Consider the following 18276-nt stretch of genomic DNA (forward strand, 5'->3'; position numbering starts at 1 on the left):
TTTCTTTTTAACTTTATTACATCTGCAGCATTGCAGGCGCTGCTGTAATCAGAATCAGCACTAGCAACAGAATCGCCAGAGGAAATGCCATTTTGGTTTCCGCTGCTCTGCCGCGCTCCTCTGCCAGCTTTTTTCTCTGCTCCCAGAGCAAATCTCGCTCGCTTTCCAGCTTGTCCGACAGGTCCACACCCTTAAACTGATTGTCTGTAATGATGTTAATCATACGTGAGAACTCTCTGACTTGCAGCTTCTTTCCAAACTGTCCCATGACAGTAACTAAACTGCTTCCCGTTTCTAAAGATGCAGCCTTAATTCGGCAAATTAGATCTCCCATCGGACTTTCCCGCTGTCCTGCCGCATACCCGTCTGCAATCCTTGCAAACGCATCATTAAAAATCAACCCGCTGTTTAAAAGCAGTAAAAGCTGATTATTAAAACCAGGCAATTCCCTTCGAATACCGTCGGTTATACGCTTTTGCGCAGCCTTTTCCTTCTCCTTCTGATTTCGGTAAAGAGCAAATAATGCCAGCGGAAAGAGCAGCAGACTGAGCAGAAATTGAGGACTTCGGTTTTTCGACCAGATGATTCTCGTTCCATCGTCAAGTTTTGCAGGCAGCGCAATGAGTTCTCCCTCTTCCTCTTCCAGTTTTTCTGAAAGCGCCTGAAGCTCCGATTTTAGACCCTCCTCCTTAGATGTTTTCTTCTGCGTCGCCTTTGCAGCAGGCTTTTCATCCGTAAAAGATAAAAGCACCTCAATCCTTGTACGCACACCGTCCTTTTCTCCTTCGATGACAACAGGCACAGACTGTCCGCTCTGTCTGTCAGAAATGCGGAGCGCCGTCAGCTGACCGTTTTTCCCAGTCACATAATATCCTGCTTGTCTTACTTCGATAATCACCTGAAAAGTCAGAAGAAAAACGACTGCTGAAAATAACAGTACCACAAGCTTTCTATTTTCTATGCAAAAGACAGCAATAGGCAGTTTCTCTATCTTTTCTCTATACTTCAATGGCTGTAATCCTTTCTATCATCACGTAAGCTAACACCGTCGCAAGAAGCGCCAGACTCATCAAAATTTTGCCCGCCAAGGACTCATACATCACTGCCAGATAATCGGGCGAAGTCAGCTGCAGAAACAATACGATAAAAATCGGCATTGCTGTAATCAGTCGGCCTTCCAGCTTTTTCTGAGATATCATAGTTTTAATCTCTGTTTCTATAGCAATTTTGTCACCGATAACAGCAGCCGCCCTGTTGACTGCAAGAACCAGATTCCCGCCCGTCTCTCTGACCGCACGAAAAACCTGCGTAAAGTCCTCGATATCCGAAATTCCGCTGCGAGAAGCAAAGTCCTCCCAGACAGAAATATCTGTTGCCCCAGTTTCCTTCATCTTTCTCAGCATATAGAGCAGCTCACAAACAATCAGAGCCTGTTCTCCATAAATTTCCGAAAGATTAGAAACTGCTTCTTCAATCGCCTCTTCCATGTGTCTGCCCGCAGCAAAGGAAGATGACAAACTGAACAGCAAATCCCGAAACTGCCCTAAAAGCTGTTTCTTTCTGCGCGCCGCCTGATACCCGCAGTAAACAGACAGCAATTTGGGATAGAAAAAAGGAAATAAAATGCCCCACAGTAAGGTTCCATAAAATATATAACCGCAGAAAATCCATGCGAATGCAAAGCCTAAGGCTACTGCCACTTTTTCCCTTGAGGTTGCCTGATAAATTTTGTAGTCGTAAATCATAAAGTCCTGCCTCTAAGACGCAGCTTGGACTGACTGACAAGAGGATTTCCAGTAGCACTAAGCTGCCTTTTATCGCTTAGTAAAAAGAGTGGGTTTAAAACATATTTGCCATGCTCAAAATCCACCAGTTCCTGCACCTCAAGCACCCTCCTGTCGCCGCCTGGAAGCCTTCCCAAGTGAATCATAATGTCTATGCCTTCCACAATCTGCGCTCTGATAGCATCTATGGGAATCTGCACACCCATCAAATACATGGATTCAAGCCTTCGCAGCATGCCGGAAACCGAATTGCCGTGACCTGTAGCCAGACAGCCGTCATGCCCTGTGTTCATGGCATTCATCATGTCCGCCACTTCCTTGCCTCTGACTTCTCCTACGATAATCCGATCGGGTCTCATTCGCAGACTGGTCTTAATCAGCATGTCCATAGAAATCATACCCTGACCTAAAGCATTGGCATTGCGGCATTCCATCTGCACCAGATTCGCGATGTGATTCATGGCTAGTTCCGTGGAATCCTCAATGACGATGACCCGCTCCTGTACCGGAATAAAATCGGACAAGGCGTTGAGAAATGTTGTCTTTCCTGAAGAAGTTCCCCCGCTGACGAAGATGTTATAGCCGCAGGCAACCAGTGTTTTCAGATATTCCGCGCATTCTGCAGTCAAAGTGCCGCTTTTTACCATCTGTTCCATGGTAATTCTCTCTCTGGCAAATTTTCTGATGGTGAGAACAGGGCCTCCTGCCGCGACATTTTTATAGACTGCATTGACTCTGCTGCCGCCGGGCAACCTCGCGTCCAAAATCGGGTGCATTTCATTGATTTCCCGATGCACACCCGCCGCAATATTTCTGATGATTTCCTCCAGCTCCTCCGTAGAATCAAAATGCTCATCGGTACAAACCATATCTCCGCCGGTTTCCAAAAAGAATCGATCCTTTCCATTAATCATAATCTCATTGATTGACGCATCTTCTATGTACTCTTCCAAAATCCCCAGCTTGCTTCTGGTCCTCGCATAAAGGGTTCTGATGACAGCGTGAAGTTCTGAAAGTTCTATTTCCTCTGCGTCAGCAAAGACCACATCTTCTATGATTTCCATAGCCTGCTGCCTGCTTAAATTCTCTTCTGCCGCGAGAATTTTCTCACGCACCCTGGCAGTCTTCTCCTCCAGGTACATAGCTCTTTCCCTCTCCATGACCTCCTCCTTCCATAATTTCCCGAGCAAGAATACCGATTTCCATGCCGTAATTCTTCTCAAGACGCAAATCAGTATCCCTCTGAGCCGCGATATAAAGGGTCTGAGGCTCTTGTTCGCAAACCATATCATCTGCAAAATTCTCCACCCGTAAAAGCCTGCCCTGATCAATTCGCTTAAATATTTCCCGGGCAATCCTCTGCCTATATTTCCCAGGACGAACTCGCTGACTATCGCACAGCATAACGGTACAGTCGGCATAGCCCAGCATCTTCCGATTCTCTCGGCTCAGGTGATTGCCCATATCCACGATGAGAAAATCATATTTCCCAAGCTGATCAATCTTGTTCAGAAAGCGGCGCATGAGAAACGGCTTCATTTCGCTGAAGTAGGAATTAATCACGCCCGTGTTTACAAAATCCAACTCTTCCCTTTCTGTAATAAATGCGCTGATAGGAAACTCTTTCTCCTGATCCAGATAATAAAGCAGCTTCATCAAACTCTCCTCCCCATCCTCAGACAAATATTTTCTGGAATCGTCGATGGGGCAGAGATTTAGGTACAAAGATCTGCTGCCATAAATTCTGTGCAGCATACAGGCTGTAGCAATGGCTGACGATGTGGTGCCGCAGCCGCCGCTTTCTCCGAGAAATACCAGCAGTCTGCAGTTGCTGTCACCTTTGGTTTCAACAACTTTACCTGTTACCTTAAAGTAAATAAAAAGAAGACTGTTCATCAAATTCTGACTTTCCATATAGCGATATAGCCGGTAAGGCGGCTCACCCGTATACTGTACAGCCGCCATATCGCGGACAAGTTCAATGACCCGTTTATCACCTGAAGGCTTCTCCGTCAGAATCAAATCACAAAAGTCACCTTCGGCTATACTGCCTAAAAGATAAAAGCGCATGCAGCTGTCCTCTCTGGCAAGGACAATGGAAAGAGCCTGCGCAAAGGCATGATCCTCCAAAGCAATACCCACTTTTATAATTTCCATACACTCCCTCCTTTCGGTAGGGATATAGTATCATTTTTGTAAATAACTGTCAACCATTTTTTCCTATAATTTTACTTATTTGCTAATTCTTTCAGTTTTTTCAGTGCGCAGCTGAGCCCGCCGATTTCGTCAATCAGCCCCATTTTTACAGCGTCAGAGCCGAATAGTACCGTGCCCACATCGTTGGACATATTTCCTGTCTGATTCATCTTTTCTTCTACATCTGCCTTTGATGCATGAGAATGTTTGACAATAAAATCTACCACTCGTTCCTGCGTCTTTCGCATATACTCAAATGTTGCGTCCGCTGTAATCAGTGTGCCGCTGGTTCTAATGGGGTGCATGGTCATAGTCGCAGTCTCAGCTACAAAGGAATAATCCGCAGAAACGGCAAGAGGAATACCGATGCTGTGACCACCTCCGATGACTAATGTCACAGTTGGCTTTGATAAAGACGCAATCAGCTCCGCAAGGGCAAGCCCTGCTTCCACATCGCCTCCGACAGTATTTAAAATCAGCAGAAGCCCCTTAATATCTGGATTTTCCTCCACTACCACAAGCTGCGGAATCAGATGTTCATACTTGGTAGTCTTGTTATCGCTTGGCAGCGTGGTATGCCCTTCAATGCTGCCGATAATATTGATATACTGATAGTCTGACTGGAAATTTGTTCCTGTCGTTAAAATACCCAGCTCCTTAATCAAATCGCTGGTTTCTTTTTTTTCTTCCTGTTTTTCTTTTTCTTCACTCATATTTTTCACCCTTTCGTCGTAAAATTTAAATATATTATCTGCAAAGGATGTGTAATTTATGCTATTAAGTGAAATCGGAGATAAAGAGGTCATCGACCTTTCCAAAGGCAGCCGTCACGGCTCTTTCTGGGATGCAGAAATTCTCTTTGACGAGCAGACAGGAAAAATCAGAGCGCTGCTTGTGCCCAACTTTGTGTCTAAAAGCCGCTTCACCGCAGGACATGACACCATGCAGCTTCCCTGGGAGTCCATCGTGAAAATCGGCGAGGATATGATTATCTTCCGGTCGTAAATCAGTTTCGACAGAACTTGAAAAATTTTGATAAAATCTTAAGATTTTCTTAGCTTTTCCCGTTTTTCTTGAAAATAAGACTTTAGTAGGATATACTATAATAGATGAACTTTATTAGGGAACGGGAAAAAGAGATGAAGAAGAAATTTCAAAATTGGTACGGGACGCATATGGACAAGTGGATTCCTGCCTATGCGTTTTTTTCATTGATAGGCTGCTTTGTATGGAACTGTCTCGTCTACTCTATTACACAGCATCTGGGCTCAAATCTTTACCATTATGACTTTACGACGGGCTTTGACCGCAGCGTGCCCTTTTGTCCTGCTTGGGTATCAATCTATGTACTCAGCTTTCCTTTCTGGGTCATCAGCTACGCTTTGACAGCGAGGGAAAACAGCAAGGAATTTTGGTATCGCTTTGTCTTTGCCGATATGCTTGCAAGAGTCGTCTGCGGTGTGTTCTTTCTGCTGATTCCGACTACTAATGTAAGGCCAGAAATTACTGGTGACGGATTCTGGGACAACGCCATGGCGTTCATCTATGCAATGGATATGCCCTACGACCTGTTTCCGTCTATCCACTGTTTGGCAAGCCTGATGTGCTATCTGGGAATCCGAAAATGCAGTACGCTTCCAAAGACTTATCGATATGGAACTTTGGTATTTGCAATTCTGGTTTTCATCTCCACCCAGTTTACCAAGCAGCACTATATCGTCGATGTCATCGGCGGCATCACCGTTGCTCTTGGCTGTTTTACGCTGAGCATGCACTGCAATGCTTACAAACTGCCCGAGCGGCTCTTTGCAAAAATACATATGAAAGTATTTGGAGACTACTGCAATGAGTCATAAGAAAAAAATTATTTTTAACTGCATATTTCTGCTGGTTTGTTTTGCCCTTACCATGTACTACGTCTTTCACGGTCAGGACTTTTCCAAGATCATGTCCTATGTGAAAGATGCCCACAGCCTTTACTGGCTCCTCGGAGTAGTGCTGGTCATCGGCTTTATTCTCGGCGAATCAGTGATTATATTTTATCTGATGAGAAGTCTTGGGAAGCAACCAAAGCTGAATCACTGTTTTCTCTACTCTTTTGTAGGATTCTTCTTCAGTCTGGTTACACCATCTGCCACTGGCGGACAGCCTGCTCAGGTTTTGTTCATGAAAAAGGACAAACTGCCTGTGCACCTGTCGACTCTGGTGCTTTTACTTGTCACCATTACCTACAAGCTGGTTTTGGTCATTATCGGAATTGCAGTTCTGATTTTAAGACCCTCTTTCGTCATGACCTGCCTTGATCCAATTATGCACTGGGTTTGGCTTGGGATTTTCCTAAACGTCCTGTGTGTAGGCGGCATGCTATGCCTGGTATTTTCACCCGGTCTTGCAAAACGCATTGTTATGGCGTGCTTCTTTCTTCTAAAAAGGTTTACCAGCTCAAAAAAAGTCCACAGCTTTGAATCAAAGCTTTCCGGCAGTATGGACAAATACAGCGCTGCTGCTAGCTATTTTGAACATCACAAGAGGATTCTGTTCAACGTTTTGGCATTGACATTCCTGCAGAGAATTTTTTTATTCTTTATCACATGGCTAGTGCTTTGTTCCTTTGATATCACAGGGATTAATGCCCTTGAGGCCGTTACCCTGCAGGCGATGATTTCCGTTGCAGTCGACATGCTTCCGCTGCCTGGTGGTATGGGAATCAGCGAGCACTTGTTTCAGGCGGTGTTCTTGCCGATTTGCGGCAGTGTGCTGACCATTCCTGTCATGATTGTCAGCCGCGGAATCAGCTTTTACACACAGCTTTTCATCAGTGCGGTCTTTACTGTTATTGCATATTTTGTTGTATTTAGAGAGGGAAAAGAGAAAAAAAATGATCGGATTTTATAACTACACAGTAATACTTACTTATATGAGTCTTTTATCAGCTATGATCGGCATGACTTTTGCCACCACAGGGCACTTCAAAATGGCAGTCTTTTGCCTCGCCCTTTCTGGCTTTTTCGATATGTTTGACGGAAAGGTTGCCAGACGCAAATTGGACAGAACCGATGACGAAAAACTCTTCGGCATTCAGCTGGATTCCCTTTGTGATGTCGTTGCCTTTGGCGCCCTGCCGGGACTTCTGTGCTATTGTCTGGGGGTTCGCGGCAGTCTGGGCATGCTTGCAATCGGCTTTTACTGTATCTGCGGCGTCATCAGGCTGGCATTTTTCAACGTAATCGAAACCAACAATTTCTTTTCAGAAGAAGAACACGAAAAGGTTTATCATGGACTTCCGATTACTTCTATTGCAGTGATTCTGCCGCTAATTTTTCTGCTTCGCTTTGTGGTAACCACCCGAGCTTTTGTCTTGATTCTCATCGTCATGCTCTTTGGCACAGGTACTCTGTTCATCGCTGACTTTAAAATGAAAAAGCCTAGCAATAAGGTTCTCGCTCTGCTGGTTCTCATTGTGGCAGCTGCCATCGCTGTAACCTTTGCTTATTCAAAACACCTGCTGCCTGCGGCGCTGGTGTAACGAGGTAGAAATTATGGACTGCAAAGACAGAAAAGGAAATATCATCTACACCGACGATGGTCAGGACAAACTTCTAGAAAAACTTTACAGTAGCGCCTGCGGGCGCTTCCTTTTGCGTTTTTTGATACCCCCCCAAATTTCAAAATTTGGAGGTTTTTTCCTGTCCCGCAAAATCTCTCGTATTGCAATCGAGCCATTTATTCGTAAAAATCAAATCGACATGACTCAGTACGAATCTCGTAAATTTTGTTCCTATAACGATTTTTTCACCAGAAAAATTAAACCAGAATGCCGTCCTATTGACCTAACGGAAACGCATCTTATCGCACCTTGTGACAGCAGACTTACCGTTTATCCCATCACATCAGACAGCCGGTTTACAATTAAGAATACAGAATATACGATGAAAAGTCTGCTCCGCGATGAAGATGCTGCCAAAACATATGAAGGAGGTCAACTGCTGCTTTTTCGCCTTACGGTTAAAGATTATCACCGGTACTGCTACCCAGACAGCGGAATTCTGAGCAAAATCCATAAAATTCCCGGTGTCTTTCACACAGTCAACCCCATCGCAAACGATTATTTTCCCATTTACAAAGAAAACACACGCTCCTACTGCTATCTGGAAAGTGCGGTCTTTGGCACCATGCTGATGATGGAGGTCGGCGCTTTGATGGTTGGAAAAATCTGCAACTACGAAGAAAACTGTACAGTCGTGCGCGGCACGGAAAAAGGACGCTTTGAATTCGGCGGTTCTACTATTATCCTTTGCCTTCCAGCAGGAAGCGCCATCATCGACCCGGATATTTTAGCCAATACATCAGCAGGATTTGAAACTCGGGTCAAGTATGGCGAAAAAATTGGTATACACCAAACAGAGAATGCTTTAACTTAAAACGATTCATTCTTGAAAAAAGTGTATAAAAAAATTTTTGAATCTTAACCGAGAATCAGAAAACATATAAAAAATGTATAAAAATCTTGGAAAATATTCTTAATGTTCATCACGATGCGAACTTATAATTATTTCTTGAAGAAAAAACTTGCATTATATGCAAATTTTCTTTAAGATTTATCCATCATCTTGCAAGAAATACAAGAAGTATGAAATCGCTAACTATAAACTTTATACATCTTTTTTTAAAAATCGCAGTTTAGGTTAAGTTTCTCACACTATAGTAACTTCTACAGCAAAATTTCCTATAGTTCTTGACAAAACTATCTGACAGGTATAAAATGACCATATTGAAAAGTTCATATTGAATCTTCAGGGCAGGGTGTAATTCCCGACCGGCGGTATAGTCCGCGAGCGCTTCCCGCGCTGATCCGGTGTGATTCCGGAACCGACAGTACAGTCTGGATGGAAGAAGATATTTCTTGTTTCGTTTTATGATGCTCTGGAATTTTTAGTTCCAGAGTTTTTTATAGGCGAAGCATATTTTGCAAACTAAAGTCCTGAATCCATGTCGATTCAGGACTTTTTATTTAGAAAGAAACATAGCAACCGCATGAAACTTTGTTTTCGTACTTTTCGACGATTTTTTACGAAAAGGTACTAAAAATCAACAGTTATTCGATGCTAACCCAGAGGCTTTCACGGCTGTCAATCAAAATTTTACATCAGTTTTGGTTCATCACGCCTTTATTTGCGCACAAATTTTCCATTATATGAGATTTTATTCTTTAATTTCCATATAATAGGCTGCACAGATTAAAAGTTTTAGTACCTTTTTTGAAAAAAACCGAAATAAGTACTAACAGCTAGTCTCCATGCTCTTTCATGCATTTGCTTTGTGGAAAGGAATACCTCCTATGGACAAAAAATATATGAGGCTTGCCATCAATCTTGCGAAAAAGGGCGCCGGTTATACCGCCCCTAACCCGCTGGTCGGCGCAGTTATCGTAAAGAATGACAAGATTATCGGACAGGGTTTTCACGAAAAGTACGGACAGCTTCATGCTGAGCGCAACGCTCTTGCAGACTGCAGAAGTCGTGGAAATGACCCAAAAGGTGCGTCTATCTACGTGACCCTGACGCCCTGCTGTCACTACGGCAAAACGCCGCCTTGCACGGAGGCGATCATTGAAAGCGGTATTTCCCATGTCATCATCGGTTCCCGCGATCCCAATCCGCAGGTTTTAGACAAAAGTATCGAGCTCCTGAAAGCTGCCGGAATCAAAGTCACAACCGATTTCCTTCGCGAAGAATGCGACCAGCTGAATCCAATCTTTTTCCACTATATCACCTGTCACACTCCTTATGTGACGCTGAAATATGCCATGACTATGGACGGGAAAATTGCTACCTTCGCCGGTCATTCCCAGTGGATTACAGGCGAGACTGCCCGTGCAAAGGTTCATCAGGGCAGACATCTGTACACAGCGATTATGGTCGGTATTGGTACAGTTCTTGCTGACGATCCACTCTTGACCAGCAGACTGGCTGATGGCAGCGGAAAAAATCCGATTCGCATTATCTGTGACAGCAATCTTCGCACACCTCTTACGTCAAAAATTGTAACTACTGCTTCCGAAGTGGAAACAATGATTGCTACGGCAGAAAATGATCCTACGTACCACGCACCTTATCTGGAAAAAGGTTGTAAAATTCTAGTGGTTCCAAAGGATGCTTCCGGCTCTATCGACCTGAAAATCTTGATGGTGCTTCTGGGCACCATGAAAATAGATAGCATTCTTTTGGAAGGAGGCGCTGCTCTGAACTGGTCGGCGCTGCATGCCGGCATTGTCAACAGACTGCAGGCATATATCGCCCCGAAGATTTTCGGAGGAAAAAATGCCCTCTCCCCTGTTGCCGGAGACGGCGTCGAATTTCCTTCGGAAGCTGTTAAACTGACTAATTCGAAGATTACCGCCATCGGCGAAGATTTACTCATAGAAAGCGAGGTTTTGCCATGTTTACAGGAATTGTAGAAGAGTGCGGCACCGTGACAGCTGTTCAGAAAAATGCCGCTTCGGCGGTTTTACACATCGGCTGCAAAAAAATCCTGTCTGACATTCATCTGGGTGACAGCATTGCAGTAAACGGCGTCTGCCTAACTGTCACAAGCTTTAACGGAAGCAGCTTTTCCGCTGATGTCATGCACGAAACGCTGAACCGATCCTCTCTAGGGGCTTTATCCGCAGGTAGCCGGGTCAATCTGGAGCGTGCTATGGCAGCGGGCGGCAGATTCGGCGGACATATCGTCAGCGGACATATCGACGGCACGGGCACGATTACCCAGATTCAAAAGGACGACAATGCAGTCTGGTACACCATCAACTGCGGTGATCAACTGCTAAAATATATCATAGAAAAAGGCTCCATCGCCATCGACGGAATCAGCCTGACAGTAGCGCGGCTTGAGCACCGAAGCTTTTCTGTCTCCATCATTCCCCACACCTTATCTGAAACCATACTGGCAGATAAAAAGTCGGGGGATATCGTCAATCTGGAAAACGACTGTATCGGAAAATACGTGGAGCGGCTGCTCTCCCTTGAAGATCCCAACGCTGCTCCTGCGAAAAAAGAAAGTAACATCACCGCCGCGTTTCTTGCAGAACACGGATTCAATTATTAGAAACAAAAAAGAAAGGAAAATCACCATGAAAGAATTTGAGTTCAGTACAGTAGAAGAAGCCTTGGAAGATTTGCGCCAGGGTAAAATCATTCTCTGCACCGATGATCCGGACAGAGAAAACGAAGGCGATTTCATCTGCGCCGCAGAGTTTGCCACGACTGAAAACGTCAACTTTATGGCGGTTCATGGCAAAGGTCTTATCTGCATGCCGATGAGCGAAGAAATCTGCAGGAAACTCCAGCTTCCCCAGATGGTTGACAACAACACTGACAACCACTGCACCGCCTTTACCGTTTCCATCGATCATGTAGACACCACGACCGGCATTTCCGCTGAGGAACGTGGACTGACCGCCAGAAAATGCGTCTCAGGTGACGCAAAACCAGAGGATTTCCGTCGTCCCGGTCACATGTTTCCGCTGCTTGCAAAGCCGCAGGGCGTTTTGGAGCGGAACGGCCATACAGAAGCAACCGTAGACCTGATGCGCCTTGCTGGGCTTTCCGAATGCGGTCTGTGCTGCGAAATCATGCGGGAAGACGGCACTATGATGCGCACCCCGCAGTTGAAAGAACTTGCTGCCAAATATGACTTAAAATTCATCAGCATCAAAGCTATCCAGGAATACAGAAAAAAACACGAAAACCTGGTAGAATGCGTCGCTGTTACCAAACTGCCAACCAAATACGGCAACTTTATGGCACACGGCTATATCAATAAACTCAACGGCGAGCATCATATCGCATTGGTCAAAGGAGATATCGGAGACGGAGAAAATCTTTTGTGCCGTGTACACTCTGAATGTCTGACCGGCGACGCCTTCGGTTCGGCTAAGTGCGACTGCGGCGAGCAGCTTGCCGCTGCCCTGACCCAGATTGAGGCAGAAGGCAGAGGCATTCTCCTCTACATGCGGCAGGAAGGCAGAGGCATCGGCTTAATCAATAAACTGAAAGCTTATGAACTACAGGATCAGGGTATGGATACCCTGGAAGCCAACCTTGCCCTGGGTTTTGCGGGCGATCTTCGCGAATACTATATCGGCGCGCAGATTCTAAAAGATCTGGGCGCGAAAACCCTGCGGCTTTTAACCAACAACCCACAGAAGGTTTACGAACTGTCCGAGTTCGGCATGGACATCACAGAGCGCGTGCCGATTCAGATGCCTGCCACCGCCCACGACCTGTTCTATCTGAAAACCAAACAGGAAAGAATGGGACACATTCTGGATTATAAATAAACCATACGTCAAATCTTTCCCGGAGAGCTGCACTGCTCTTACTGTATAACGCTCCGGAAATGATATTGACAAAAATCTAATCTTAAGATAGGAGAAATAAAACATGAAAATTTATGAAGGAAAATTAGTATCAAAAGAAATCAAAGTTGGCATCGTATGCGCCAGATTTAACGAATTTATCGTATCAAAGCTGCTTGGCGGCGCCCTGGACGGTCTAAAACGTCACGACGTTAAAGAAGAAAACATTGAAATTGCATGGTGTCCAGGCGCTTTTGAAATTCCTCTCATTGCACAGAAAATGGCAAAGTCCGGAAAATACGACGCGGTCATCTGTCTTGGCGCAGTAATCCGCGGCACTACCTCCCACTATGATTACGTCTGCGCAGAAGTTTCCAAAGGCGTTGCTTCCGTCTCTTTAGCTGCGGATATTCCTGTGATGTTCGGTATTCTGACTACAGACAACATCGAGCAGGCCATCGAAAGAGCCGGCACAAAAGCTGGAAACAAAGGCTATGACTGTGCAGTTGGCGCAATCGAGATGGTGAATCTGATTGGGGAGATTGAGAAATAATTCGCGTTCCCAAAAAGCAACATATTAAAATTGTATAAGCGAAAAGTACTGACCAGCATATCTTTCGAAGAACTAAAAACTATAAAATGAATTTTTCAGCCCAAGGAACCTGCCGGCAAAGCAAGCCCCTTGGGTTGTTCTTCAAATCACCCTGCATCCTCTTCTTCCCTTTCCGATTTCAATCAGGCCCTCCGATTCCAATGTATGAAGCAATTTTCGCGCCTTATCATCGCTAAGTCTGATTCCCCTCTTTGATAGCTCCCACAAAATCGCAGTGCGCCCAATGCCGGAATCAGCGTCCGTATGTCTGCTTATAATATCCAGCACTAGCTCCCTAATATCTGTCGGCTTTGGCTCAGTACCAATTACTTCCCGCTGCGGTAACACGGTAGCGCCGATTCCCTTCGGCAACTCTCCAAGAAGCAGATAGTAGTCTGCTGCATTTTTTAACTCACGCACATTACCCGGCCATGAGTACTGCGCAAGTGCAGTCTTCTCCTCGGCAGTCAGCCTCTCGTAAGATTCGCCGAGAAAAGTCTCCATCAGCTTTGGAATTTCTTCCGACCGTTGGCGAAGAGGCGGCAGTTCAACAGGAATATTGCTGAGCCTATAATATAAATCCTCTCGAAACTCTTTTTGAGCAATGGCTTCCCGCAGATCCTTGTTGGTGGCAGCCAAAATCCGAATATCTACATCGATGACCTTATCACTGCCAAGACGCATAATCTGCTTTTCCTGCAGCACACGCAGAAGTCTTGCCTGCAGATTTAAAGACATATCTCCGATTTCGTCCAGGAAAATAGTACCCTTGCTGGCCTGCTCAAAGAGACCGGTCTTTCCGTTGACTGACGCACCGGTAAAAGCGCCCTTTTCGTAGCCGAACAGTTCACTTTCCAGAAGTGACTCCGGCAGCGCCGCACAGTTAATCGCCACAAACGGCTGACTGTTTCTCCAGGAGTAATTATGAATAGACTGTGCAATCATTTCCTTTCCGGTGCCGCTTTCTCCGCTGATTAAAACTGTATAATCCGAAAGCGCAGCTTTCTTTGCAAGCTCGATGGATTTACGCATGGCAGAACTTTCACAGCATATATCGTCAAAGGTGTATTTCGCTACCAATCCGCTCTTTACAAGCTGCTTATTCAGTGCGTTTTCCATGTTCTTAATGTTCTTAATGTTCTTGACATCATTAAACAGCAGCGAATATCCAATCACCTGATCCACAATTTTTACATCAATCTTGGTGACAATATAATTGCCTCCGTAAAATTTTACCAATCGATTGTCAAATTCTTCATGACGTATCATCTCCACCATATCATCATCAAAAAAGGAGGAAACACTGACGCCCTCTCTATCGTCAATACCAAGCAGCGTCTGTGCTTTATCATTGACATATACAGTGCGAAGCTCCTTATCCAAAATCAAAACAGCATTTTGCGCATCCCTAATCGTTCGCTTAAGCATTTCTGTCTTGAGATACTCCGTTACATAGCGCTCATTGATGCCCTTGTTGTTTTCAGCTACCAGCTGGGTGTACTTCAAAAGATTTCTCGTCACACTTTCGTTATGCAGTCCCAGCTTATTGATAATCGTAATAAAAGTGTTCACATCGATATATCTGTTCTGGATGTTAATCACTTTTTTAATAAACGATGGCACTTTTTCATCCGGTGTAATGGCAATGGTGATTTCACGATACTGCGCCTCATTTTCCCCTTCTAAATAGGGAATCAGATGTAAATGATTGAGTCCCATCTCATACAGGTTATTGGTAACCTGCAGCGTGCTTTCTCTCGAATCGTTGACCACAAGCACATTGGTTCCTTCCGGAATACTGAAAACCTCAGGCAAAAACTGCCGCTGAATGGTTCTTCCCATAACAATGACCTTGTCCAGCAAAGAAGTATAATCCTTCATTGCGTAAACTCGGTCTTCATATAAAACAACAAACAAATCTGCATCTATCAGCGCCTCATGGTTCAGTTCTTCGAGAAAACAAATTCTGCCCTCAACATATTCTCCCAGCACGTACTTTAAATTCCGTAAAAGCAAATCACATACTGCAAAATTTTCTCTGTTATTAAATACCAAACATATGTTCTTCATCAATCTTCCCCTTTCCTTGCTCATTTTCCTTTATCGGATAATTATAAGATAATAATCCCATTTTTGCAATAAAATTTCCTATTTCTTTCCTGACTTTTACTTAATTTCTCTTTTTTCTGTACTGGCACGCTTTTTGCTATATAATTAATCGCGCGCAACTAAAATTTTACAAATCTAAAAAACAAGAAAGAAAGGTAGAAACTATGTTTGCACTCTTTGAACAGTTTACAAATTTCCTCTACGGACTGCCGCTTCTGATCGTAATACTGGTCACCGGCATTTACTTAACCCTTCGCACCGGATTTTTTCAGCTCCGTCACTTCGGACATATTATAGGCAGTCTCTTCAACAAAGAGCGCCGCAGCGGCGGAGCCGATGATAAGAAAAAACTAACTCCTTTCCAGGCCATTTCCATCGCTATCGGCGGTACAGTCGGCGTCAGCAATATGAGCGGTGTCGCTACTGCCATTGCAACAGGAGGTCCAGGCGCCCTCTTCTGGCTATGGGTTGCCGCTCTTTTAGGCATGATTATCAAAATGGCAGAAGTTACACTGGCTGTTTATTACAGAGAATCCACTCCCGGCGGCGAATTCCGCGGCGGTCCTACTTATTACATGCAGAAAGGTCTGGGTCAGGAAAAAGGATATAAATTCTGGAAAGTCTTTGCTGTTATTTTCGGCGGCTGTATCTTTATGATATGGTTCATCACATTACAGAACTACACCGTATCTGAAGCTGTCGGCAACACCTTTGGACTGCCTCTCATCGTACCTGCGATTCTTTACGTAATCGGAATTTACATCGTCATCATCGGTGGTATCAAAAAGGTCGGCGTTGTTGCCTCCTATCTGACACCGATTATGTGCACTTTTTACATCATCGCAGCTATCGCTATCCTGATTATCAACGCTAACCAGTTGCCTCACACCTTCGCTATGATCTTTAAAGGTGCATTCTCCACACAGGCTGCTTCCGGCGCTTTCCTTGGCGCAACAGTGGCTTACGCTATGCGACTTGGCTTTGCTCGCAGCGTATACAGCAACGAAGCCGGTTGGGGTACTTCGCCAATGGTACACGCTACTGCAAACACAGATCACCCTGTAAAACAGGGACTGATGGGCGCCTTTGAAGTATTCATGGACACCATCGTCGTATGTTCCCTGACAGGACTTGTTATTATTGTAACTGGTTACTGGGACAGCGGTCTGCAGGGAGCGACCCTGACACTGACAGCTTTCGAATCCGTCATCGGCTCCTTCGCAAGAATTATGATCGCTATCAGTATCTTCCTGTTCGGCATGACCACTTCCACGGGCTGGTTCACCTACTATCAGGTTATTTTAGACCATGCTCTGAAAGGAAAAGATAAAGTGAAGAAAATTGCTTCCAAAGTATTCCTCATCGGAACACCGCTGTGGGGTCTTATCGTAACTGTACTGACTGTATACGGAAACGGCACCCCTGCACAGCTTTGGGTCATTGCAGACTTTACTACTGTATTCCCAACCTTCTTTAACGTTGCAACCCTGTTCCTGCTCAGCGGCACTTTCATCAAGCTGTTAAAGGACTACCGTGCACGTTACCTGGGTGAAGGCAAAATCGACCCGGATATGCACCTGTTCTTTGAGGATAAAGAAAAAGCACAGAAAAAGGACGCATAAAACATGGATACATTATTTTACAACGGAATTGTAAGCACATTGGATGGGCAGGATACCATAGCAAATGCCGTTGGAATTACCGACGGACGAATCACCTTTGTCGGTTCTGACGAGGAAGCTGCTTTGCTTTCCTGTAAAGAACGCATCGATTTGAAAGGAAAAATGATGCTGCCCGGCTTTGTTGACAGCCACCTGCACATGCTCCACTACGCTTTTGTGGAAAACTCCGTCAAACTCTTCGACTGCCGCAGTGTGCAGGACGTTTTGGACGCTGCAGCTAAAAGACTTGAAATCAGAAAGGAAAAACCGCTGTCATGGCTCTTTGGCCGCGGCTGGAACGAGGAACTTTTCGACGTGCCCAAGTATCCAGACAAAAAGGACCTGGACGCACTGGCAGATGACATTCCTATTATCATGGTTCGCGTCTGCGGACACACCGCAGTATGCAACTCCTGCGGGCTGGAAAGGCTGAAGGAGATCAAAGAATACCCGGAAATCTGCCGTGACGTAGATGAAGTTCACGGCATTCTGAAGGAAAATGCTGTTCAGTTCTTCTATTCTGTATTGGATGCTCCCAGTCAGGAAGAGATCGAAGATTACATCAAATTCGGTATCAGCAAACTAAACGAGGCAGGTGTCACCGCTATTCAGTCTGATGACCTTGCTTCCCTTCCGGGTAAAAACTGGCGCAGAATTATGTCTGCTTTCAAAGCCCTGGACAATCGCAAGGAAATGAATCTTCGTATCTATGAACAATGCCTCTTTGAGAGATTTGTGGATTTAAAGGATTTTCTAAAGGAAGGCTATCGAACTGGTCAGCAAGGCGACTTCTTCACAATCGGTCCGGTCAAGCTACTGCAGGACGGTTCCCTGGGCGCAAGAACCGCTGCTCTGTCGCAGCCTTATGAGGGAGATTCTTCCAATACAGGTCTGATTATCTATGAGCAGGAGGAACTCAACGAAATCGTCGCCTGCTGCGACAAATATCACATGCAGATTGCTGTACACTGCATCGGAGACAGGGCTATGGATATGGTAATCAAAGCCATCGAAGCCTCCCCTTACAGAAAGGATAATCCGAAAGACAGGCACGGCATTGTCCATGCGCAGATTACCAGTCAAAAGGTGCTGGACGATATGAAGGAAAATCATATCATTGCATACATTCAGCCGGTATTTCTCGATCTGGACATGGATATCGTGGAGTCCCGCATCGGCAGCCAGCGTATGGATAAGGTCTACGCCTGGAAATCCATGCTGGACATGGGCATTCCCGTGTCCGGCGGCTCCGATGCACCGGTTGTAAGCTTTGATGTACTGGAAAACATCTACTTTGCTGTCACAAGAAAAAACATTCACGGACAGCCCAAAGATGGCTGGCTTCCGTCAGAAACCATGAGTGTTAGCGAAGCAATTCGACTCTTCACAAAAGATGCCGCCTACTCTTCCTACTCTGAGGAAGTAAACGGCACCATTGAAGTCGGAAAATACGCAGATTTGGTCGTTCTGGATCAGAACCTCTATGACATTGCACCTGAAGCAATCAAGGACGCAAAAGTAGAAATGACCATATTAAATGGAAAAGTAATCTATCAGAGATAAAGTCATACTGTCTTA

At 45.1% G+C, this 18276-nt stretch carries 17 protein-coding genes and 1 riboswitch; of the genes, 11 read left to right on the plus strand and 6 right to left on the minus strand.

The genetic code is table 11. The features are described 5' to 3' along the window. Positions 1-16: 16 nt before the first annotated feature. The 5 genes from NFR88_RS11360 to NFR88_RS11380 all read right to left on the minus strand — a co-directional run bounded on the left by NFR88_RS11360 (position 17) and on the right by NFR88_RS11380 (position 4693). Positions 17-1009 carry a type II secretion system F family protein gene (locus tag NFR88_RS11360; protein ID WP_251616052.1) on the minus strand — a complete coding sequence of 331 codons (993 nt, stop codon included), beginning with the start codon at positions 1007-1009 and terminating at the stop codon, positions 17-19. After that, positions 999-1745, minus strand: coding sequence for a type II secretion system F family protein (locus NFR88_RS11365; protein WP_161907622.1), 747 nt, complete (start codon positions 1743-1745; stop codon positions 999-1001). The genes NFR88_RS11360 and NFR88_RS11365 overlap by 11 nt, the downstream gene beginning before the upstream one ends. After that, entirely contained in the window at positions 1742-2944 is a 1203-nt protein-coding gene (locus NFR88_RS11370) for a CpaF family protein (protein ID WP_251616055.1), read from the minus strand. Before NFR88_RS11370 ends, NFR88_RS11365 begins: the two co-directional genes overlap by 4 nt. Beyond that, a complete protein-coding gene (locus NFR88_RS11375) occupies positions 2892-3941 on the minus strand; it encodes a P-loop NTPase family protein (protein ID WP_160200758.1) in 1050 nt (349 codons plus the stop codon). Before NFR88_RS11375 ends, NFR88_RS11370 begins: the two co-directional genes overlap by 53 nt. A 71-nt stretch (positions 3942-4012) precedes the next feature. Beyond that, positions 4013-4693, minus strand: a complete 681-nt coding sequence (locus tag NFR88_RS11380; protein ID WP_160200757.1) for a ClpP family protease — start codon at positions 4691-4693, stop codon at positions 4013-4015. Positions 4694-4751: 58 nt separating this feature from the next. Between NFR88_RS11380 and NFR88_RS11385 the strand changes: the two genes are divergently transcribed. The 9 genes from NFR88_RS11385 to ribH all read left to right on the plus strand — a co-directional run bounded on the left by NFR88_RS11385 (position 4752) and on the right by ribH (position 12889). Next, a complete protein-coding gene (locus tag NFR88_RS11385) occupies positions 4752-4985 on the plus strand; it encodes a YlmC/YmxH family sporulation protein (protein ID WP_160200756.1) in 234 nt (77 codons plus the stop codon). 104 nt (positions 4986-5089) lie between these two features. Then, positions 5090-5836: a phosphatase PAP2 family protein gene (locus NFR88_RS11390; protein ID WP_251616059.1), complete on the plus strand. Its 747-nt coding sequence runs from the start codon at positions 5090-5092 to the stop codon at positions 5834-5836. Continuing rightward, positions 5826-6875: a lysylphosphatidylglycerol synthase transmembrane domain-containing protein gene (locus tag NFR88_RS11395; RefSeq protein WP_201759515.1), complete on the plus strand. Its 1050-nt coding sequence runs from the start codon at positions 5826-5828 to the stop codon at positions 6873-6875. Before NFR88_RS11390 ends, NFR88_RS11395 begins: the two co-directional genes overlap by 11 nt. Beyond that, positions 6859-7506, plus strand: coding sequence for a CDP-alcohol phosphatidyltransferase family protein (locus NFR88_RS11400; RefSeq protein ID WP_160200755.1), 648 nt, complete (start codon positions 6859-6861; stop codon positions 7504-7506). The genes NFR88_RS11395 and NFR88_RS11400 overlap by 17 nt, the downstream gene beginning before the upstream one ends. Before the next feature lie 13 nt (positions 7507-7519). Beyond that, complete coding sequence (locus NFR88_RS11405) at positions 7520-8401, plus strand: phosphatidylserine decarboxylase (protein WP_251616061.1); 882 nt, start codon at positions 7520-7522, stop codon at positions 8399-8401. A 364-nt stretch (positions 8402-8765) separates the two neighbouring features. After that, positions 8766-8882, plus strand: a riboswitch (FMN riboswitch). Positions 8883-9318: 436 nt separating this feature from the next. Further along, on the plus strand, positions 9319-10437 hold the full coding sequence (gene ribD / locus NFR88_RS11410; RefSeq protein ID WP_251616065.1) for a bifunctional diaminohydroxyphosphoribosylaminopyrimidine deaminase/5-amino-6-(5-phosphoribosylamino)uracil reductase RibD: 1119 nt from the start codon (positions 9319-9321) through the stop codon (positions 10435-10437). Beyond that, a complete protein-coding gene (gene ribE, locus NFR88_RS11415) occupies positions 10419-11084 on the plus strand; it encodes a riboflavin synthase (RefSeq protein WP_160200752.1) in 666 nt (221 codons plus the stop codon). The genes ribD and ribE overlap by 19 nt, the downstream gene beginning before the upstream one ends. 25 nt (positions 11085-11109) lie before the next feature. Further along, positions 11110-12318: a bifunctional 3,4-dihydroxy-2-butanone-4-phosphate synthase/GTP cyclohydrolase II gene (locus NFR88_RS11420; RefSeq protein ID WP_160200751.1), complete on the plus strand. Its 1209-nt coding sequence runs from the start codon at positions 11110-11112 to the stop codon at positions 12316-12318. A gap of 103 nt (positions 12319-12421) precedes the next feature. Beyond that, positions 12422-12889 (plus strand): 6,7-dimethyl-8-ribityllumazine synthase, encoded by a 468-nt coding sequence (gene ribH, locus NFR88_RS11425; RefSeq protein WP_160200750.1) that lies wholly within the window; start codon positions 12422-12424, stop codon positions 12887-12889. 141 nt (positions 12890-13030) lie between these two features. Here the strand turns inward: ribH and NFR88_RS15090 are convergent, their stop codons facing one another. Beyond that, on the minus strand, positions 13031-14998 hold the full coding sequence (locus NFR88_RS15090; protein ID WP_285813875.1) for a sigma-54 interaction domain-containing protein: 1968 nt from the start codon (positions 14996-14998) through the stop codon (positions 13031-13033). Between the two features lie 203 nt (positions 14999-15201). Here NFR88_RS15090 and NFR88_RS11435 point away from each other — a divergent pair, with 203 nt between their 5' ends. Together NFR88_RS11435 and NFR88_RS11440 are read left to right on the plus strand one after the other, a co-directional pair. Further along, entirely contained in the window at positions 15202-16659 is a 1458-nt protein-coding gene (locus tag NFR88_RS11435) for an alanine/glycine:cation symporter family protein (RefSeq protein ID WP_251616067.1), read from the plus strand. A gap of 3 nt (positions 16660-16662) precedes the next feature. After that, positions 16663-18261: an amidohydrolase gene (locus NFR88_RS11440; protein ID WP_251616069.1), complete on the plus strand. Its 1599-nt coding sequence runs from the start codon at positions 16663-16665 to the stop codon at positions 18259-18261. The last annotated feature ends 15 nt before the right edge of the window (positions 18262-18276 follow it).

Origin of the sequence: Senimuribacter intestinalis (assembly GCF_943192965.1) — a bacterium.
GTDB lineage: Bacteria > Bacillota > Clostridia > Peptostreptococcales > Anaerovoracaceae > Senimuribacter > Senimuribacter intestinalis.

Coding starts and splice junctions, on each gene's coding strand:
- NFR88_RS11365 (WP_161907622.1), bottom strand. CDS start 1,745: ATGATTTACGACTACAAAATTTATCAGGCAACCTCAAGGGAAAAAGTG.
- NFR88_RS11370 (WP_251616055.1), bottom strand. CDS start 2,944: ATGGAGAGGGAAAGAGCTATGTACCTGGAGGAGAAGACTGCCAGGGTG.
- NFR88_RS11375 (WP_160200758.1), bottom strand. CDS start 3,941: ATGGAAATTATAAAAGTGGGTATTGCTTTGGAGGATCATGCCTTTGCG.
- NFR88_RS11380 (WP_160200757.1), bottom strand. CDS start 4,693: ATGAGTGAAGAAAAAGAAAAACAGGAAGAAAAAAAAGAAACCAGCGAT.
- NFR88_RS11385 (WP_160200756.1), top strand. CDS start 4,752: ATGCTATTAAGTGAAATCGGAGATAAAGAGGTCATCGACCTTTCCAAA.
- NFR88_RS11390 (WP_251616059.1), top strand. CDS start 5,090: ATGAACTTTATTAGGGAACGGGAAAAAGAGATGAAGAAGAAATTTCAA.
- NFR88_RS11395 (WP_201759515.1), top strand. CDS start 5,826: ATGAGTCATAAGAAAAAAATTATTTTTAACTGCATATTTCTGCTGGTT.
- NFR88_RS11400 (WP_160200755.1), top strand. CDS start 6,859: ATGATCGGATTTTATAACTACACAGTAATACTTACTTATATGAGTCTT.
- NFR88_RS11405 (WP_251616061.1), top strand. CDS start 7,520: ATGGACTGCAAAGACAGAAAAGGAAATATCATCTACACCGACGATGGT.
- ribD (WP_251616065.1), top strand. CDS start 9,319: ATGGACAAAAAATATATGAGGCTTGCCATCAATCTTGCGAAAAAGGGC.
- ribE (WP_160200752.1), top strand. CDS start 10,419: ATGTTTACAGGAATTGTAGAAGAGTGCGGCACCGTGACAGCTGTTCAG.
- NFR88_RS11420 (WP_160200751.1), top strand. CDS start 11,110: ATGAAAGAATTTGAGTTCAGTACAGTAGAAGAAGCCTTGGAAGATTTG.
- ribH (WP_160200750.1), top strand. CDS start 12,422: ATGAAAATTTATGAAGGAAAATTAGTATCAAAAGAAATCAAAGTTGGC.
- NFR88_RS15090 (WP_285813875.1), bottom strand. CDS start 14,998: ATGAAGAACATATGTTTGGTATTTAATAACAGAGAAAATTTTGCAGTA.
- NFR88_RS11435 (WP_251616067.1), top strand. CDS start 15,202: ATGTTTGCACTCTTTGAACAGTTTACAAATTTCCTCTACGGACTGCCG.
- NFR88_RS11440 (WP_251616069.1), top strand. CDS start 16,663: ATGGATACATTATTTTACAACGGAATTGTAAGCACATTGGATGGGCAG.